Annotated in this window: 16 protein-coding genes, 1 rRNA gene and 1 other RNA gene; 17 read left to right on the top strand and 1 reads right to left on the bottom strand. The window is 50.2% G+C overall.

The annotated features are described in order from the left end of the window. Window positions 1–78 precede the first annotated feature (78 nt). Together OIN60_RS21120 and argS are read left to right on the top strand one after the other, a co-directional pair. A complete protein-coding gene (locus tag OIN60_RS21120) occupies window positions 79–504 on the top strand; it encodes a YwiB family protein (protein ID WP_305756874.1) in 426 nt (141 codons plus the stop codon). Next, window positions 501–2,180 carry an arginine--tRNA ligase gene (gene argS / locus OIN60_RS21115; protein WP_305756847.1) on the top strand — a complete coding sequence of 560 codons (1,680 nt, stop codon included), beginning with the start codon at window positions 501–503 and terminating at the stop codon, window positions 2,178–2,180. Before OIN60_RS21120 ends, argS begins: the two co-directional genes overlap by 4 nt. 59 nt (window positions 2,181–2,239) lie before the next feature. Here argS and OIN60_RS21110 read toward each other — a convergent pair whose 3' ends face one another. Next, the gene (locus OIN60_RS21110; protein WP_305756846.1) at window positions 2,240–3,397 is read right to left on the bottom strand and encodes a S8 family peptidase; all 1,158 of its coding nucleotides are present in this window, start codon (window positions 3,395–3,397) and stop codon (window positions 2,240–2,242) included. A gap of 406 nt (window positions 3,398–3,803) precedes the next feature. Here OIN60_RS21110 and rpoE point away from each other — a divergent pair, with 406 nt between their 5' ends. The 15 genes from rpoE to OIN60_RS21035 all read left to right on the top strand — a co-directional run. After that, entirely contained in the window at window positions 3,804–4,346 is a 543-nt protein-coding gene (gene rpoE / locus OIN60_RS21105; protein WP_305756845.1) for a DNA-directed RNA polymerase subunit delta, read from the top strand. A gap of 377 nt (window positions 4,347–4,723) precedes the next feature. Continuing rightward, on the top strand, window positions 4,724–6,325 hold the full coding sequence (pyrG, locus tag OIN60_RS21100) for a CTP synthase (protein WP_305756844.1): 1,602 nt from the start codon (window positions 4,724–4,726) through the stop codon (window positions 6,323–6,325). Between the two features lie 178 nt (window positions 6,326–6,503). Then, the gene (locus OIN60_RS21095; protein ID WP_305756843.1) at window positions 6,504–6,896 is read left to right on the top strand and encodes a response regulator; all 393 of its coding nucleotides are present in this window, start codon (window positions 6,504–6,506) and stop codon (window positions 6,894–6,896) included. Window positions 6,897–7,213: 317 nt separating this feature from the next. Further along, window positions 7,214–8,068 (top strand): class II fructose-1,6-bisphosphate aldolase, encoded by an 855-nt coding sequence (fba, locus tag OIN60_RS21090; protein WP_305756842.1) that lies wholly within the window; start codon window positions 7,214–7,216, stop codon window positions 8,066–8,068. Window positions 8,069–8,276: 208 nt separating this feature from the next. Beyond that, a complete protein-coding gene (gene murA / locus OIN60_RS21085; protein WP_305756841.1) occupies window positions 8,277–9,530 on the top strand; it encodes a UDP-N-acetylglucosamine 1-carboxyvinyltransferase in 1,254 nt (417 codons plus the stop codon). A 170-nt stretch (window positions 9,531–9,700) separates the two neighbouring features. Then, window positions 9,701–11,032 (top strand): transcription termination factor Rho, encoded by a 1,332-nt coding sequence (rho, locus tag OIN60_RS21080; protein ID WP_305756840.1) that lies wholly within the window; start codon window positions 9,701–9,703, stop codon window positions 11,030–11,032. Window positions 11,033–11,088: 56 nt separating this feature from the next. Continuing rightward, window positions 11,089–12,366 carry a radical SAM family protein gene (locus tag OIN60_RS21075; protein ID WP_305756839.1) on the top strand — a complete coding sequence of 426 codons (1,278 nt, stop codon included), beginning with the start codon at window positions 11,089–11,091 and terminating at the stop codon, window positions 12,364–12,366. Window positions 12,367–12,476: 110 nt separating this feature from the next. Continuing rightward, window positions 12,477–12,674 carry a 50S ribosomal protein L31 gene (gene rpmE / locus OIN60_RS21070; RefSeq protein WP_305756838.1) on the top strand — a complete coding sequence of 66 codons (198 nt, stop codon included), beginning with the start codon at window positions 12,477–12,479 and terminating at the stop codon, window positions 12,672–12,674. A 136-nt stretch (window positions 12,675–12,810) separates the two neighbouring features. Next, window positions 12,811–13,077, top strand: an RNA gene (gene ffs, locus OIN60_RS21065) — signal recognition particle sRNA large type. Between the two features lie 173 nt (window positions 13,078–13,250). Continuing rightward, on the top strand, window positions 13,251–14,981 hold the full coding sequence (gene dnaX, locus OIN60_RS21060; RefSeq protein ID WP_305756837.1) for a DNA polymerase III subunit gamma/tau: 1,731 nt from the start codon (window positions 13,251–13,253) through the stop codon (window positions 14,979–14,981). A 40-nt stretch (window positions 14,982–15,021) separates the two neighbouring features. Further along, on the top strand, window positions 15,022–15,333 hold the full coding sequence (locus OIN60_RS21055) for a YbaB/EbfC family nucleoid-associated protein (protein ID WP_305756836.1): 312 nt from the start codon (window positions 15,022–15,024) through the stop codon (window positions 15,331–15,333). 27 nt (window positions 15,334–15,360) lie between these two features. Beyond that, window positions 15,361–15,960, top strand: coding sequence for a recombination mediator RecR (gene recR / locus OIN60_RS21050; protein ID WP_305756835.1), 600 nt, complete (start codon window positions 15,361–15,363; stop codon window positions 15,958–15,960). A gap of 79 nt (window positions 15,961–16,039) precedes the next feature. Next, window positions 16,040–16,426, top strand: a complete 387-nt coding sequence (locus tag OIN60_RS21045) for a DUF2508 family protein (protein WP_305756834.1) — start codon at window positions 16,040–16,042, stop codon at window positions 16,424–16,426. Beyond that, the gene (locus tag OIN60_RS21040) at window positions 16,423–16,689 is read left to right on the top strand and encodes a pro-sigmaK processing inhibitor BofA family protein (RefSeq protein WP_305756833.1); all 267 of its coding nucleotides are present in this window, start codon (window positions 16,423–16,425) and stop codon (window positions 16,687–16,689) included. Before OIN60_RS21045 ends, OIN60_RS21040 begins: the two co-directional genes overlap by 4 nt. A 382-nt stretch (window positions 16,690–17,071) precedes the next feature. Continuing rightward, a 16S ribosomal RNA gene (locus tag OIN60_RS21035) occupies window positions 17,072–17,179 on the top strand; the annotation flags it as partial.

Here is a 17,179-nt window from a genome sequence, read left to right as displayed (position 1 = left end):
GCTGTTTGAATTGAATTGCGGCGGGGAACTGGCTATAGTAGTACAGTAAGAATGAATAGAATGGGAGCGGAAAAGACGATGCCGCAGCATACACCGGTCCGCATCCGTCTGCATAGCCGTCATGACGGTGAAAATGTCGTGCAAGAGCTTCCGGCGGAAGCGATCTTTCGCGGCAGCAGCCTGTACGTCAGGTATGAAGATCCGCAGGAGGGGCCGCAGAGCGGAAAGACACGGACCACCGTTAAAATCGGGAAGGACGAGCTTAAGCTGATCCGTCACGGAGATATTCAGTCTGAGCAGACCTTCAAGCTGGGCAGCAAGCTGCCTGGATTTTATCGTTCACCATACATGAACTTCATGATGTCAACTGATACTGGACAACTGGATATCCGACTGGATGGCCTTTCCGGCATCGTGGAATGGACATATGATCTGTATGTATATGAAGAGTTTTCCGGACATTTCGAGATCAGTTTATCGATACAGGAGGAGCAAGGATCATGACTAGCAACCCGCTTGAGCAGATTAATCAGAAAGTAACAGATGCTATTGAAGCCGCCATATTAGCGGCAGGTATTGTAGGTCGGGAAGAACTGCCAGCCATCACGCTTGAGGTTCCGAAGGATAAGGCACATGGGGACCTGGCTACCAACGCAGCCATGCAACTGACCCGCATTGCGAAGAAGAACCCGCGCCAAATCGCGGAGCAGATTATCGAACACATGGACATGGCATCCGCTTCTATAGAAGGAGCTGAAATTGCCGGGCCTGGGTTCATCAATTTCAGATTGAACAAAAGCTATCTGTATCCTGTAATCGGCCGTGTGCTGGAGCAGGGAGACGACTACGGGCGCACGCAAGAAGGTGTAGGCAAGAAGGTTCAGGTTGAATTTGTCAGCGCCAACCCGACCGGCAGCTTGCACCTCGGACACGCCCGTGGTGCGGCCGTTGGCGACTCGCTGTGCAATGTGCTTGATTTTGCCGGATACCAGGTGACCCGCGAATATTATATCAATGATGCAGGCAACCAGATTCACAATATGAGCCTCTCAATCGAGGCTCGTTATCTGCAGCAGCTTGGCCAGCAGGCGGAAATGCCGGAGGACGGCTATCACGGAGAGGATATTATCGGCTTTGCCAAGGAGCTGGTCGCCGAGAAAGGCGACTCCCTGCTTTCCATGAATCCGGGGGACCGCGCGGCCTTTTTCCGCGAATACGGCCTGGAGAAGGAGCTGGACAAAATAAAGCGCGATCTCGAGCGTTTCCGGGTGCCGTTCGACTCCTGGTTCAGCGAGACCTCCCTGTACGAGAACGGGGAGGTGCTTAAGGCACTGAATGAGCTGCGTGACCGTGAAGAGGTCTATGAGAAGGAAGGCGCAACCTGGCTCAACACAACGAAGTACGGAGATGACAAGGACCGGGTGCTCATCAAGAACGACGGCACCTATACCTACCTGACGCCGGATATCGCTTATCACCGTGACAAATATGCGCGCGGCTATGATATCGTCATCAACATTTGGGGTGCAGATCACCACGGATATATTCCGCGCATGAAGGCCGCCATGGAGGCGCTCGGCAATGACCCGGACAAGCTTAAGGTACTGATTGCCCAAATGGTCAGTCTGTTCCAGAATGGCGAAAAAGTAAAAATGTCCAAGCGTACCGGCAAAGCGGTGACGATGGAGGACCTGATGGAAGAAGTGGGTGTTGATGCAATCCGCTACTTCTTCACGATGCGCAGTATGGACTCGCATCTTGATTTTGATATGGATCTAGCGATTTCCACATCCAACGAAAACCCTGTTTTCTATGTTCAATACGCCCATGCCCGCGTATGCAGCGTATTCCGTCAGGCAGAGGAGCAGGGAATCGCCCTGCTGCCATTATCGGAAGTGAACCTGTCCAGGCTGAATACTGAGCATGAGCATGACTTACTGCGCAAAATCGGCGAACTGCCGGACGAGGTGTCTACGGCTGCGGCATCTTATGCCCCGCACCGCATGATTCGTTACGTATACGAGCTGGCATCCATGTTCCACAGCTATTACAGAGCTGAGCGCGTCATCACGGAAGATGCGGAGCAGACACAGGCCCGCCTTGCCCTGCTGGCTGCCGTTCGTACGGTTATTGCCAATGTGCTGAGACTGGTGGGGGTAACCGCACCGGAACGTATGTAATAATTAACCGCCCGGTTTCCGGGCGGTTTTCTTTTTGTCCTGGATTTCGCCCAGTTCCCTTACCTAAGCTTTATCCCTTCCCGAATCAGCCGGAAGGCGTCCACTTCTCCCAGTCTGGAGGTTTTGGGCGCCGTGCCTGATCGTCGACGCATGGGCGAGGCTGTCCGTCTCAGGAGCGCTTTAATCTCCGCTGGTGAGAGACTGGGCTTCAGTTCGAGTAAAAGCGCGATGGTGCCGCTCACGTGAGAGGTCGCCATAGAGGTGCCGCTCATTTCGTGGTACCGATTGTTGGTCCATGAAGAGAGAATTTTCTCGCCTGGAGCATAGATATCCACATGGGGCCCACGATTGCTAAATGAAGCGATGCGCCCAAAGCGGTCTGTGGCCCCGACTGAGATCGTCTGCGGATAACGGGCGGGATAATCGATACTCTGCCTTTTGCTGTCATTGCCCGAGGAAGCTACAATTACAATCCCGTTGGTATGGGCTTTATTGACCACATCAAGCAGAGCCTTACTGCGTGTTTTCATACCGAAGCTCATGTTAATAATATCGATTCGGTTACGGACACACCAGTCTATGGCAAGGATAATATCAGATACGTAGGCCGAACCATTATGGTCGAAAGCCTTGACAGGGCAAATGATCGCGCCTGGGGCCACACCGACGGCTCCGCGATCATAGCTGGCGGCAGCGATGGCCCCGGCGATATGAGTGCCATGTCCGTTATCATCGTGCGGCAGCATGGCCCGGTTCAGCAAATTGACCCCTCGGGCTAGACAATGCCGGAGATCGGGATGGCGAAAATCAACGCCCGTGTCAATGACGCCGATCCGAATCTGCGAACCTGTGGACAGGGGCCATGTCTGATGAGCCTTAATTTTTTTGACTCCCCAAGGGAGCGTGGAGACGGCTTCAGCAGAGAGTGAAGCCGCTCCTCCGTGAACACGAATGCGTGTGTCTTCTTCAATGACAACACCGTTCCGGTATTTGCCGAGCCGTTCTCTGCAGGCCATCGGAGCGATCAGGGCCCTAATCAGGTGGGATGACTGAACACTCCGCAGCCCGGACAGGCCCGGCTTCATTTTCTGCAAATAGGATAGACACTCCCTGTAGTGGGATGCTTTATTAAAGCGAATAATCTGCTTTGCCCGCCCGGAGCGGGCGGGCTCCTGAATAGCCCTGTTTAATAGCTGCAAAAATCCCGGATAGTCCATGTAGAGGCGCTCCCCTCTGTTGAGCCATGCTGAATTGCTGAATTATTGTATGTAAAGCATGAGGGAGTCGCATGAGGAACATGCCCCTTTTTACGATAATAGGCGTCCCGTCGTGTCAATCATTAACAGCAGACATAGGATACTGTGAGAGCTGTAAGGCTCTTGCGCATCACCTTTGGAGGCGTAGCCTTCAAAGGGGATACAGTCGGAGGCGGGGAAACCCGCCTTTTTTTTGCGTGCCCGCATCACATGCTTTGAAATCCTGTCCTGGAACCGGGGTATTTAACTTGCAATTTGCGCCTAAATAAGGTTTACTTAGGTGTGATAATGGATAGGTTAGTCTGCATGGAGCAGTTCGCAGGCTAGAATGTTCGTGTGAATTACGCGTGAGAGGAAGTGTCCTTAAGTGAGTACGCCACTCAACTTGAAGATTGACCCCGAGAAAGTTCATGAAATTCCGATGGTAGACCTGGCATTCATGGTGCTGAAAGCAGCCAATACGCCTTTCTACTACCGTGACTTGATGAATGAAGTTGCCAAGCTGCGCGGCTTGTCTGAAGAAGAAATTAACGATGTAATTGCTCAGCTATATACCGAGATCAATATTGACGGTCGTTTTGCCTGTGTAGGTACCAACCTGTGGGGGCTCAAGCGCTGGTATCCGGTAGATAAATCGGAAGATGCCATTACGGGTGGCAAGCGTCCGCGCATCATTAATGATGAGGACGATGAGGAAGAGGACTATCAAGAGGAAGAGGAAGAAAATTACGACACCGACGATGATTTTGGAGATGTCGATGATTCCGAAGACGCTGAAGATGAAGACCTGTTCGATGCCGACGATGATGACGACACCACGGACGATGTCGTGCTAGATGACGAGGACCTCGAAGAGGAAGAAGCCGAAGAAGAAAGTGAAGATGAGCCAGCGGAAGAGGAAGACTATTAATACCGGGTGATAAGGGAGACAGGTTCTCCCTTTTTTCTTTTTTTCTCGGCGCTGCTGACTTTCCTGAGAAGTAGTCCAAAGTTTCTTGACAGAGGTATGAACAAAAGGTAAACTATTGCTTGGGCTTATGATTGAGTTATATAATATGTTTGTTTTGAGTGCCAAAAGTGCCCCGTAACAACGGGAGTGCTTTTTTGTTTTTTATAGGGGATTAACAGCGCGATTTGGTGCTGTTGATCTGAACATGCAAGCGATCAGCGGCGGAGTTGGGAAATTGATCCGCTGCTTTCTTTGTGGATGATAATCTGTGCAAACGGGTTACGCTAACATCATATGTCGCCTGAATTTCTGGACTTTATTTAGGAGGGTTTTAAACAGTGACAAAGTACATTTTCGTGACAGGCGGAGTTGTGTCTTCCCTGGGAAAAGGAATTACGGCCGCTTCGCTCGGCAGGCTTCTGAAGAACAGGGGATTGAAAGTAACGATCCAGAAATTTGATCCATATCTGAACGTGGATCCGGGTACCATGAGCCCTTATCAGCATGGCGAAGTATTTGTAACGGATGATGGCGCGGAGACGGACCTGGACCTTGGCCATTATGAGCGTTTCATTGATATCAATCTGTCGAAGAACAGCAATGTTACCACAGGTAAAGTATATTCCAGTGTAATCAGTAAAGAGCGCCGCGGCGAGTACCTCGGGGGAACCGTTCAAGTCATTCCGCACATCACCAACGAGATCAAAGAACGCGTATTCCGTGCAGGCCGTGAGGCCGGCTCCGATGTCGTTATTACGGAGATCGGCGGTACGGTGGGGGATATCGAAAGCCTTCCTTTTCTTGAAGCGATTCGTCAGATTAAAAGCGAAGTCGGACGCGAAAATGTGATGTACATCCACGTTACGCTCATTCCTTACATCAAGGCTGCCGGCGAAGTGAAAACCAAACCAACCCAGCACAGCGTGAAAGAGCTGCGCAGCATCGGGATTCAGCCAAATGTGATCGTCTGCCGTACGGAGCATGAATTGTCTGCCGACATGAAGGCGAAGATCGCCCTCTTCTGTGATATTGACGCTAATGCGGTGGTAGAGTGCCGCGATGCTTCAACGTTGTATGAAGTGCCGCTCAATCTCCGTGAAGAAGGGCTTGACGAGATTGTTGTTAACCATCTGAAGCTCACTACCCCTCCTGCAGATATGACGGAATGGGAAGCTCTCGTGGGGCGAATCAGCAGGCTGGAAACGACCGTGGAAATCGCCATTGTCGGTAAATATGTAGCATTGCATGACGCCTATCTCAGCGTGGTAGAGTCCCTCTCCCATGCAGGCTTCGCCGCGAATGCGGACGTGAAGATCCGCTGGGTTAACGCGGAAGAGCTTACGGATGAGAATGTGGCAAGCATTCTTGGCGGTATTGGAGGTATTCTGGTGCCAGGCGGCTTCGGAGATCGGGGGATCGAGGGCAAAATCAGCGCGATCCGTTATGCCCGAGAGCAGAAAATTCCATTTTTCGGCATCTGCCTTGGCATGCAGGTATCTGTTATTGAAGTGGCCCGGGCGCTGGCAGGTCTGGACGGAGCCAACAGCTCGGAGATTAATCCGGCGACAGAATACCCGGTGATCGATCTGCTGCCTGAGCAGAAGGATATCGAAGATCTGGGCGGAACGATGCGTCTCGGATTATACCCGTGCAAGCTGGTCGAGGGCTCCCTCGCCATGGCTTGTTACAACGATGAGCTGGTGTATGAAAGACACCGTCACCGGTATGAGTTTAACAACGAATATCGCGAAATGATCGAGAATGCCGGTCTGAAGATTTCGGGAACCTCCCCAGATGGACGTCTGGTGGAAATTGTGGAGTATCCGGATCATCCTTGGTTCCTGGCCGTACAATTCCATCCGGAGTTTACGTCCCGTCCGAATCGTCCGCAGCCGCTGTTCCGTGAATTTGTTAAAGCATCCCTCCTGCACCAAGCTTAAGCCAAAAGATCTCCCGCGGGAGGTCTTTTCTTTTCCACAATTTTGAATAGGGGAAGGATTTCATCTGTGAAGGGCGAATACCTTTGAATGATCGATTACATATATGCAATGGCATACAACACTAGATTATACGAATGGACAGCTGTTGCGCTTTTCAAGACCCCGGGAGGTTAAAAAAGTGGAGAAGAAAAAGGTTTTGATAGTTGATGACCAAAATGGTATCCGCATTTTGTTGATGGAAGTGTTCAGCAGTGAGGGATATGAGACGTTTCAAGCGGCCAACGGAAAAATCGCGCTGGAAATCGTGGAACGCGAAACCCCGGATCTTGTGCTGCTGGATATGAAGATTCCCGGTATGGACGGGCTGGAAATCTTGAAGCATATCAAGACGGGAAATCCGGAGATCAAAGTCATTATGATGACGGCGTACGGAGAGCTGGATATGATCAAGGAGGCCACTGAACTGGGCGCGCTGATGCATTTTACCAAGCCGTTTGATATTGATGAAATGCGCGTGGCAGTTAACGGACAGTTGAAAGATGGGCAGGAGGAGCCTAATCAGTTCCGATAGTAACCCTGTTATTTGTACAGGGTTTTTATTTTTTTTGCATTTTTTGTTAAACTGCAAGTATAAATTGAAAGGTGTATTCCTAGGCTGATATATAAGATGCAATCAGATTCCATTGTCTTATATCGAGTAGTCCCGCACTTGAACGTGCGAGGAGTTGCTTTTTAAAGGGAGAAACGGGGGAATACAGGGGTTTTGGGGCTGTTTTGTACTTGTAAAAGCTTGTTTAGTATTTGACATGGGATGTGGTATAATAAGCCCTGTGTGAATGTCGGCTAAAAACCATAGACAGACCCAATACCCCTTAGGAGGATGAAACCATGCCATTAGTATCAATGACAGACATGCTCAACAAAGCGCTTGAAGGAAAATATGCCGTAGGCCAATACAACATCAACAACCTGGAATGGACGCAAGCTATTTTGGGTGCTGCTGAAGAAGAGAAATCCCCGGTTATTCTCGGTGTATCCGAGGGTGCCGCACGCCATATGGGCGGCTTCTATACGGTTGTGAAAATGGTAGAAGGCCTCATGCATGATATGAAAATCACCGTTCCGGTTGCTATCCATCTGGACCATGGTTCCAGCTTTGAGAAATGTAAAGAAGCAATCGACGCCGGCTTTACTTCCGTTATGATTGACGATTCCCACAGCCCTATCGACACTAATATCGAGACAACCAAGAAGGTTGTTGAGTATGCTCATTCCAAAGGCGTTTCCGTTGAAGCTGAAGTCGGCATGGTTGGTGGCCAGGAAGATGATGTGGTTGGCGACGTTATGTATGCCAAGCTGGATGATTGCGTCCGCATCGTAAATGAAACTGGCATCGACACGCTTGCTCCTGCACTCGGCTCTGTGCATGGACCTTACAAAGGTGAACCGAACCTTGGCTTCAAGGAAATGGAAGAAATCTGCAACGCAGTTAGCCTTCCACTGGTTCTGCATGGCGGTACTGGGATCCCTACGCATGACATCAAAAAAGCCATTTCCCTGGGGACATCCAAAATTAACGTGAACACAGAGAACCAAATTGCATTCTCGAAGACAGTTCGCGAAGTACTGGCTGCCAAACCGGAAGCTTATGATCCTCGTACGTTCATTGCACCAGGCCGCGAAGCGATCAAACAAACCGTCATTGGCAAAATCCGCGAGTTTGGTTCCAACAACAAGGCGTAAGATTACGGTTGTTACAGGATGCCTTGGTATCCCGGAAAAGCTTAACTGAAACAGTAGTTTTACATCGGACAGACCCTTCGGGGACTGTCCGGCATCATACGATATGGAAGTGCACCGCTTAGCCGGTGTTTTTCCATTTCAGTTACCAATTGACTTCCATGAGAACATGTTTTCAGGTGTGAAGTGAAGTAGGGGGACCCTAAAGCTTATGGAAAAATTGATGATTAGCGGTGGACGTCCACTGCAGGGCATGGTATCCATCAGCGGAGCCAAGAACAGTGCAATCGCCTTAATTCCGGCTGCCATTTTGGCGGAATCGGAAGTGATACTGGACAATTTGCCTCTTCTTAGCGACGTGGCGGTGTATGCCGAAATTTTGGAGGAGCTTGGAGCCGAGGTTGCCTGGGAAGGCAGCCAGATGCGCATTGATCCTTCATCCATCAAGTCCATTCCGATGCCCAACGGCCCTGTGAAGAAGCTTCGCGCTTCCTATTATATGATGGGGGCAATGCTCGGAAGATTTAAAGAAGCGGTGGTTGGCCTCCCTGGAGGCTGCAACTTTGAGCCCCGGCCCATTGACCAGCATATCAAAGGCTTTGAGGCGCTCGGAGCGACCGTGACCAACGAGCACGGTTCCATTCATTTGCATGCGAAAGAGCTGCGCGGCACGAAAATCTATTTGGATGTCAGCAGTGTCGGAGCGACCATTAATATTATGCTGGCGGCCGCTCGGGCCAAAGGCGCTACAATTATCGAAAATGCGGCCAAAGAGCCTGAGATTATAGATGTAGCAACACTTTTAAATTCGATGGGGGCCATCATCAAGGGAGCCGGTACCGAAACGATTCGGATCGAAGGTGTTTCGGAGCTTCACGGCTGCCGTCATTCCATCATCCCGGATCGGATTCAGGCGGGGACATATATGATAGCCGCCGCCGCTACGCGTGGGGATGTGCTCATTGACAACGTCATTCCGAAGCACCTGGAGGCCATTACAGCCAAAATGCAGGAAATGGGTGTGCTGATTGAGGAATTCGATGAGAGCATCCGGGTCAAGGGGACGCCCTCGTATGAGCATGTTGACGTCAAGGCACTGATCTATCCGGGATTTGCTACAGATCTCCAGTCCCCGATGACCAGTCTGCTCACGCAGGCTCGTGGAGTAAGCGTGCTGAGTGACTTTGTATACAGCAATCGCTTCAAGCACGTTCCGGAATTGGTCCGTATGGGTGCCAAAATCCGTGTGGAAGGACGTTCAGCCATCATCGAAGGTGGCCGTCTGAATGCCGCGAAGGTTAAAGCAGCCGATCTGCGCGCGGGCGCAGCACTGGTTATTGCCGGACTTACGGTAGAGGAAGGAGTTACCGAAGTGACCGGCGTTGAATATATTGATCGCGGTTATGATCATCTGGTTTCCAATTTGCGAATGCTGGGTGCGGATGTATGGCGTCAGAGCGAGTGATATCGCTCCGGTAGTGGTGTTGGGTGAACTGTAATAGCCGACGCGAGGAAGTAAAAAAGCCCTTGCGTCTGCCCTTTTGCTGCATAATTTATGTCTTTTTGGGTAAAAATAGATTGATGAAGATGTTGTCCTATCTTTATGGACTTATTAATTGAATAGGTGGTTATTATATGGATCTGCAAATATCCGATTTGGAAGAAATGAAGCTGACTGAGCTATACAAGCTTGCCAAGCAGTATCAAATCCCGTATTACGGTCAGTTGAAGAAGAAAGAATTGATTTTTGCCATTCTGAGGGCTCAGGCGGAACAGAGCGGCCTGATGTTCATGCAGGGAGTTCTGGAGATTCTGCCTGAAGGGTACGGATTCCTGAGGCCGATTAACTATCTCCCAAGCGCCGAGGATATTTATATATCGGCCTCCCAAATCCGAAAGTTTGATCTTCGAACGGGAGATCTGGTATCCGGTAAATGCCGTGCCCCCAAGGAGAATGAACGTTACTTCGGACTGCTCCAGGTGAATGCCGTCAATGGTGAAAGTCCAGAGCATGCGGCAGAACGACTGCATTTTCCGGCACTAACTCCACTGTATCCGCAGACTAAGCTAGTTCTCGAAACCTCCCCCAACAATTTGTCTACGCGAATCATGGATATACTTGCCCCTGTTGGATTAGGACAGCGCGGTTTGATCGTAGCTCCTCCAAAAGCTGGGAAGACGTTACTCCTCAAAGAAATTGCCAACAGCATCTCAACCAACAATCCCGAGATCGAATTGTTTGTTCTTTTGATCGATGAACGCCCTGAAGAAGTAACCGATATGTCGCGTTCGGTGAAAGGGGAGGTTGTGGCTTCGACGTTTGACGAGCTGCCCGAGAATCACATCAAGGTGGCTGAGCTGGTGCTGGAGCGCGCGCTTCGTCTCGTGGAGGCGAAGAAGGACGTTGTTATTTTGTTGGACAGTATTACGCGGCTTGCACGCGCCTACAATCTGGTCATCCCACCTTCCGGCCGCACGCTGAGCGGTGGTATCGATCCGGCGGCATTTCACCGTCCGAAGCGGTTCTTTGGCTCTGCCCGGAATGTGGAGGAGGGCGGCAGCCTGACCATCCTGGCTACTGCACTGATTGATACAGGTTCACGTATGGATGACATCATTTATGAAGAATTTAAGGGTACGGGCAATATGGAGCTGCATCTTGACCGCAAGCTGGCTGAGCGCCGTGTATTCCCTGCCATTGATATCAGACGCTCGGGAACACGCCGTGAAGAAGTTCTGCTTAATAAGGAAGAGCTGGACACGATTTGGGCCATCCGTAAAAATATGACGGAAAGTTATGAGTTTGTAGAAGGCTTCCTGAAAAAGCTGCGCAATACTAAAACGAATCCCGAGTTCTTGGCATCCTTTGACACTTCAGCTTCGGTAGGGGGAACCAACAGCGGCAGCGGTCAGCGCAGAACGACAAGATCGGCGCCAGCTACGGTATCAGCTACTACGAATGGATAAATTTACAAACAGACCTCAAAAGCTACAACGCTTGAAGGAACGAAAGGAGTTCCGCTATGTATTTGGTATACGCTGATGAGAAGGGGAACGTCTTTGATCATCCATCGCTGTACGGTCTCGCACGCAGTGCGGATATGATTGTGGAGATTATGGAGGAAGAACTGATTCCGCTCCCGGATGGAGCGACCCTGGTTGGACTGCCGAATACCCGGCCGGTGGGAATGGATCCGAATACAGGGGAAATGGTGCCGCTGCCCGGAAATGTACAAGCGGTAGGTGCCCTTCTTCCCCAAGGATTCACACGCCTCTGCTTGCCGGGGTATGTGAAGGCGGATAAAGAATACCGCCTCCCGTTATTTGGATATTCGGCTGTCGTGTGGAAAGACGGGTCGTTCTACGTTACAGCGGAACAGAGCGACCAGCCGGATAAGTGGAATCCGGACAACTGCGACCGTGATCAGGTAAGGTTGGGTGTGGAGCGTCTGGTAGAGCAGTATCCGGATAACCGTCTGTATCAGCATTTATCCAATTGTGCGCTCGGTTATGAATGCCTGACCTCTTCGAACACTTTCCTGAACCGTTGGGAAGGTGGTGTGCCGGTATCCTATTCCTGTAATGCGGGATGCTTCGGATGCATTTCCGAGCAGCCGGATGACAGCGGATTCGTTTCTCCGCAGACCCGTATGAATTTCCGGCCTCGGGTGGAGGAAATCGTAGAGGTCATGCTGGAGCATCTGAAAACCCCTGAATCCATTATCAGCTTCGGACAAGGGTGTGAGGGTGAGCCTTCCACGCAGGCCAAGCTGATCATTGAAGCGATCCGGGAAGTCCGTAAAACCACGGACATGGGGTATATTAATATCAACACGAATGCCGGATTGAATGATCATATCCGAGGGATTGTGGATGCAGGGCTTGATCTTATGCGGGTGAGCACGATCAGTGCGCTGGACGATCATTATAATGCGTACTACAAGCCGCGCGCCTACACCTTGGCCAATGTAGAGAAATCTATGAAGTATGCGGCCGAGCAGGGTGTCTATACCTCGATTAATTATTTGATCTTTCCGGGGGTAACTGACCGGGAGGAGGAGATTGAGGCGATGATCGAATTTGCCAAGCGTACCAAGCTGAAGCTGATTCAGATGCGCAATCTCAACATCGATCCGGAAGCTTATCTGGAGCTCATACCGCCTGCGCAGGGCGAAGTCTTGGGGATGAAGCAGATGCTGGAGATTTACCGGCAGGAGCTTCCTGATGTTGTCATCGGCTCATATACTCATGTGCCACCGCTTGGCCAGGACCGGCCGAAGGTGCCGGTTATGTCCCGTTGAAGCCTCATGGAAAAATCATTGCGGATCGTTGCAATGGGTGATATAATGTGATCATATGTCCATATAACTCTGGGCTGATAAGATGCTCAGGGCGGAAAGAGGTGAAACACATGCAAGAAGCTATTCAACCGAAGTACCACGTTACATCTGTAACATGCGCTTGTGGCAACACGTTTGAAACAGGCTCCGTCAAAGAAGATCTGCGCGTGGAGATTTGCTCTAACTGCCATCCGTTCTTTACAGGCAAACAGAAGTTTGTTGACGCTGGCGGACGTGTCGATAGATTTAAGAAGAAATACGGAATATAATCCGGTGTGCCGTTATGCGGCAAGCAGCCGTGATTGGAAAGACCTTTGCCTTGTGCAGAGGTCTTTTTTGTTGCGTGAAGAAAGCCCATTTAATGACGGTTGATTTTTGTACATGCATAAGATATACTTATTTTCACCGTGCTAGACGGGGAGGTAGCGGTGCCCTGTAACTCGCAATCCGCTATAGCGAGGTTGAATTCCTGTTAGAGGTGTTGTCGATGTGAGGCTGGTCCCTGCGCACAATGTTGACGGTTGGGTCCTCCGCAATGAGTACTTGTGAACCTGGTCAGGTCCGGAAGGAAGCAGCCATAAGCAGGCCCGCTCATGTGCCGGAGGGTGGCCTAGCCCGAGTTGCGGCGCAGGTTTGCCGCTTGGATCGCAATCATCAATAACAGGTGCACGGCTTAATAATTATAATTTATTGATGATAGCACACAGCATCTTTTGCCTGAAGCAAAAGGTGTTTTTTTGTGTATCTGGACTAGGGAAGGTTAAAGTTTAGATTCATACGGGAATATAGTATAATGTAGTAACGACGAAGGTCACGAAAGTGATGTTGAAAGAGGGTAACGCGAATTGGAACATATAGCGTTGTACCGTGCTTGGCGGCCTCAGTCGTTTCAAGACATGGTAGGACAGCAGCATATTATCCAGACCTTGCAGAATGCCATCCGAGAGGGACGAACATCCCATGCATATCTGTTCAGCGGTCCCCGGGGTACCGGCAAGACAAGTGCAGCCAAAATATTGGCCAAGGCAGTGAACTGCGACCGTGGTCCGGCGACTGAGCCCTGCAATGAGTGTGAATCCTGTAAGCGGATAACAGCCGGGGCGGTTATGGACGTCCAGGAGATTGATGCGGCCTCCAACCGTGGTGTTGAAGAAATCCGTGATCTACGGGATAAAGTGAAGTATGCGCCGACGGAAGTTCGGCAAAAAGTGTATATCATTGATGAAGTGCATATGCTGACAACGGAAGCGTTCAACGCTCTGCTTAAGACGCTCGAAGAACCGCCTCCTCACGTCATGTTTATTTTAGCAACCACTGAGCCTCATCGGCTTCCTGCCACTATTATTTCCCGATGCCAGCGTTTTGATTTTCGGCGTGTGTCACTGGAGGAGCAGACAGATCGTCTGGATTTGATTTGCAGACAGGAGAATATCGAAGCGGACCGTGATGCGTTGCAGTATATTGCGCGTTTATCCGACGGAGGTATGCGCGATGCGCTGAGTGTACTGGATCAAATATCTTCCTTCACGGATGGACGGGTTACTTATCGGCAGGTCATCGATATGACCGGAGGCATTCCTTCCGAGCAGTTCAGCAAGCTTGCCAAAGCGCTGCATCAGGAAGATGTTGCCACAGTTTTGCAGATGATTGAAGGTTTCATGCAAGAGGGTAAAAGTGCCGATAAATGCATGGAAAATCTGTTATATTATTTCCGTGACCTGCTCATGATCAAAATGGTGCCGCAGGCGGATAAGCTGACGGAAAGAGTGTTGGAGCCGGCCCAGTTTCAGGAAGTGGCTGCATTATTTACGAAAGAACAGCTGTTTCAGATGATGGATACGCTCAATCGTTATCAGAGTGAAATGAAATATGCTGTGCAGCCTCAGACGTTGTTTGAGGTCGCTTTATTAAAGTTGTGCAGCATTCAGCAGATGCCCTCCCATCGGGAGGGGCAAGCTTCCGCGGTAGACAGCGGGGAGATCGCGACCCTTAAGAGACAACTGTCGGAGATGGAGAAGAAGCTGGAACGCGCGTTGCAGGCGGGGCTTTCCGGTGGGAGTGGACAAGAGAGTGCGGGGAATCGACCAGCGGCTTCAAGGGCGCCTGCTCCGCGGATTTCGACCCCGGCCAAGCTGCCTTCCCAGTTGAATGAATTTATAGGCGCGAAGTCCAGTCCTGAATTTTTGGAGGCTGCCCGCAAGTGGAGCCAAATTTTACAGCGGGTAAAAGAAGAGAAGGTCACTGTGCATGCCTGGTTTATGGACGGTGAGCCTGTATCGCTGTACGAGGATGCTGTTTTGGTGGCTTTCAAAAATAATATTCACAGGGAGACAACTGAGAAGCAGGCGAACAGGCAAGTGATCGAAAGGGTGCTTAATGAACAGCTTGGCAAGTCCCTGCGGCTGGTCACGATGATGCAGCGGGATTGGTTGACGGCTATTGAAGGGGCTAATACCCATCCGGAAGAAGAGTTTAAGCTGGAGCATGAAGGCGATGGGCCGGGGAAGTCCAAGGAACCCTGGATTGATGAGGCGATTGAGCTCTTTGGCGAAGACCTCGTCGTAATCAAGGAATGAGCTGTAACTTTCTTATTTTAGTTTAAGGGGATGACGCGAAATGAATAACATGAACCAGATGATGAAGCAGGTTAAGAAGATGCAGGAGCAAATGCTCAAGGCTCAGGAACAGCTTGGGGAAAAAGTGGTGGAAGGCACTTCCGGAGGCGGCGTGGTTACGGTACAGGCCAACGGGCACAAGAAAATTCTGTCCATTGCCATCAAGCCTGAAGCTGTTGATCCTGATGATGTTGAAATGCTGCAGGATCTTGTGTTGACTGCTGTGAATGACGCGCTGGTCAAAGCTGACGAGGTTGCTAATAATGATATGAGCAAATTTACAGGCGGAATGAAGATTCCAGGCCTGTTCTAATCTATAGAACGAAGGAGCAATAGACTATTGTATTATCCGGAGCCGATTGCAAAGCTGATCGATGCATTTACCCGCCTGCCGGGCGTTGGCCCGAAAACCGCCGCCCGACTCGCCTTTCACGTGCTGAACATGCAGGAAGATAACGTGATCGATTTTGCCAAGGCCTTGGTGAGTGTCAAACGAAATCTCCATTACTGCTCGGTCTGCTGCAATATCACGGATACGGATCCATGCCGGATATGCCAGGATAAAACGAGGGACTCGTCTATTATATGCGTCGTTCAGGATTCCAAGGATCTGGTCGCCATGGAGAGAACGAAGGAGTATGACGGGTACTACCACGTGCTGCAGGGTGCAATTTCGCCGATGGAGGGTGTGGGGCCTGAAGATATCCGGCTTAAGGAACTGCTTACCCGTTTGAGTGACGAGCGGGTGAAAGAGTTGATTTTAGCGACTAACCCCAATATTGAGGGTGAGGCGACCGCCATGTACATTTCACGGTTGGTCAAGCCTTTTGAAATTACCGTTACCCGTATTGCGCACGGGCTTCCAGTAGGCGGGGATTTGGAATACGCCGATGAGGTGACCTTATCCAAAGCGCTTGAGGGAAGACGCCAATTGAATTAGAGAACGGGCTGGCCAGAGATTTCTGGCTGGCCCATTTTTATTTTACGGCTCTAAATTGATTTCCGCATGGGTCCCCAATATGGGTTCTAAGTTTGTCCATTCTCCGAATATGTATGTAGAGACGGCAGGGGCAAATGCCGAGCAACATCGGTTGGGAGTGAGCGAAGTGTGGACCTGGAATAAAAGAAAACTAGGCGGGCCCGATAGCATTGAATATCAGACAGAGTTGTTTGCGGATGTGTGCGCGGCTCACGCGGACTGGGTAAGAGCTCAACGCATGTTTCAAGAAGCTGTCGGAGAGGATCAGATTGATTACGCTATTTTTGTACTCGAAGCAGCCGAAAGAAAGTACCAAATCCAATTGAAAAAAGCTAAACAGAGCAAGCTTCATCGTCTCCAAATTCCTGCGGATATCGCGTGGGCAATAGAAGGAATCGCCTGGGGCAGAGGGAGGAAAGCTGAATGAAAATGATCGCATGGGTGGTTCTGTCTATTTCTGTCCTGCTGTTGGGTTATTTGTTTGTTATGAAAAAAGCTAGACTCGGCTGGCTAGCGACCTTTGGCGCACATCTGGCAATCGCCGCAATCGGCATTTATATTGTTAACTACTCCGGCTGGGTTACCCAGGTGCACATTCCTCTTAATGCGGTAACTATAGGCACTGTGGCCATACTGGGATTGCCGGGAGTTGGTCTGCTGTATGGATTGAAGTTGGTTTTATTTAGTTGAATGGGGGAGGTGAATGCCCCCAAAAAAATCTTAGTTGACGAAATAAATAAATCTGTGATACATTTACTTCTGTTGTTTTGGGCTATAAGTGATTCAACAAACGACAAAAAATACTTTCTCAAAAAAGTTGTTGACTCGTTTGAAGGTTGTGTGTTATATTATTTAAGTCGCCGCTGAGATGCGGTGGTGAAAGAAAGCAAGTGTTTGATCTTTGAAAACTGAACAACGAGTGAGTAGATTTCACGAAGTGAAATCGCCCCGTGAAGGTTTTTGGTACATGTCTATGACAGTATGAAAACCGGAACGGATCATTGAGATATTTTATCTCGTCAGATTCAAAATGAGCTTATCGCTCTTGCAATGGATCATCTTCGGATGATCTTTCATGGAGAGTTTGATCCTGGCTCAGGACGAACGCTGGCGGCGTGCCTAATACATGCAAGTCGAGCGGACGGATGAAGAAGCTTGCTTCTTCAGAAGTTAGCGGCGG

Source organism: Paenibacillus zeirhizosphaerae (assembly GCF_030705605.1).
In the GTDB taxonomy this organism is placed as follows: Bacteria; Bacillota; Bacilli; order Paenibacillales; family Paenibacillaceae; genus Paenibacillus; species Paenibacillus zeirhizosphaerae.
This window is presented reverse-complemented; position numbering and strand designations above follow the sequence as displayed.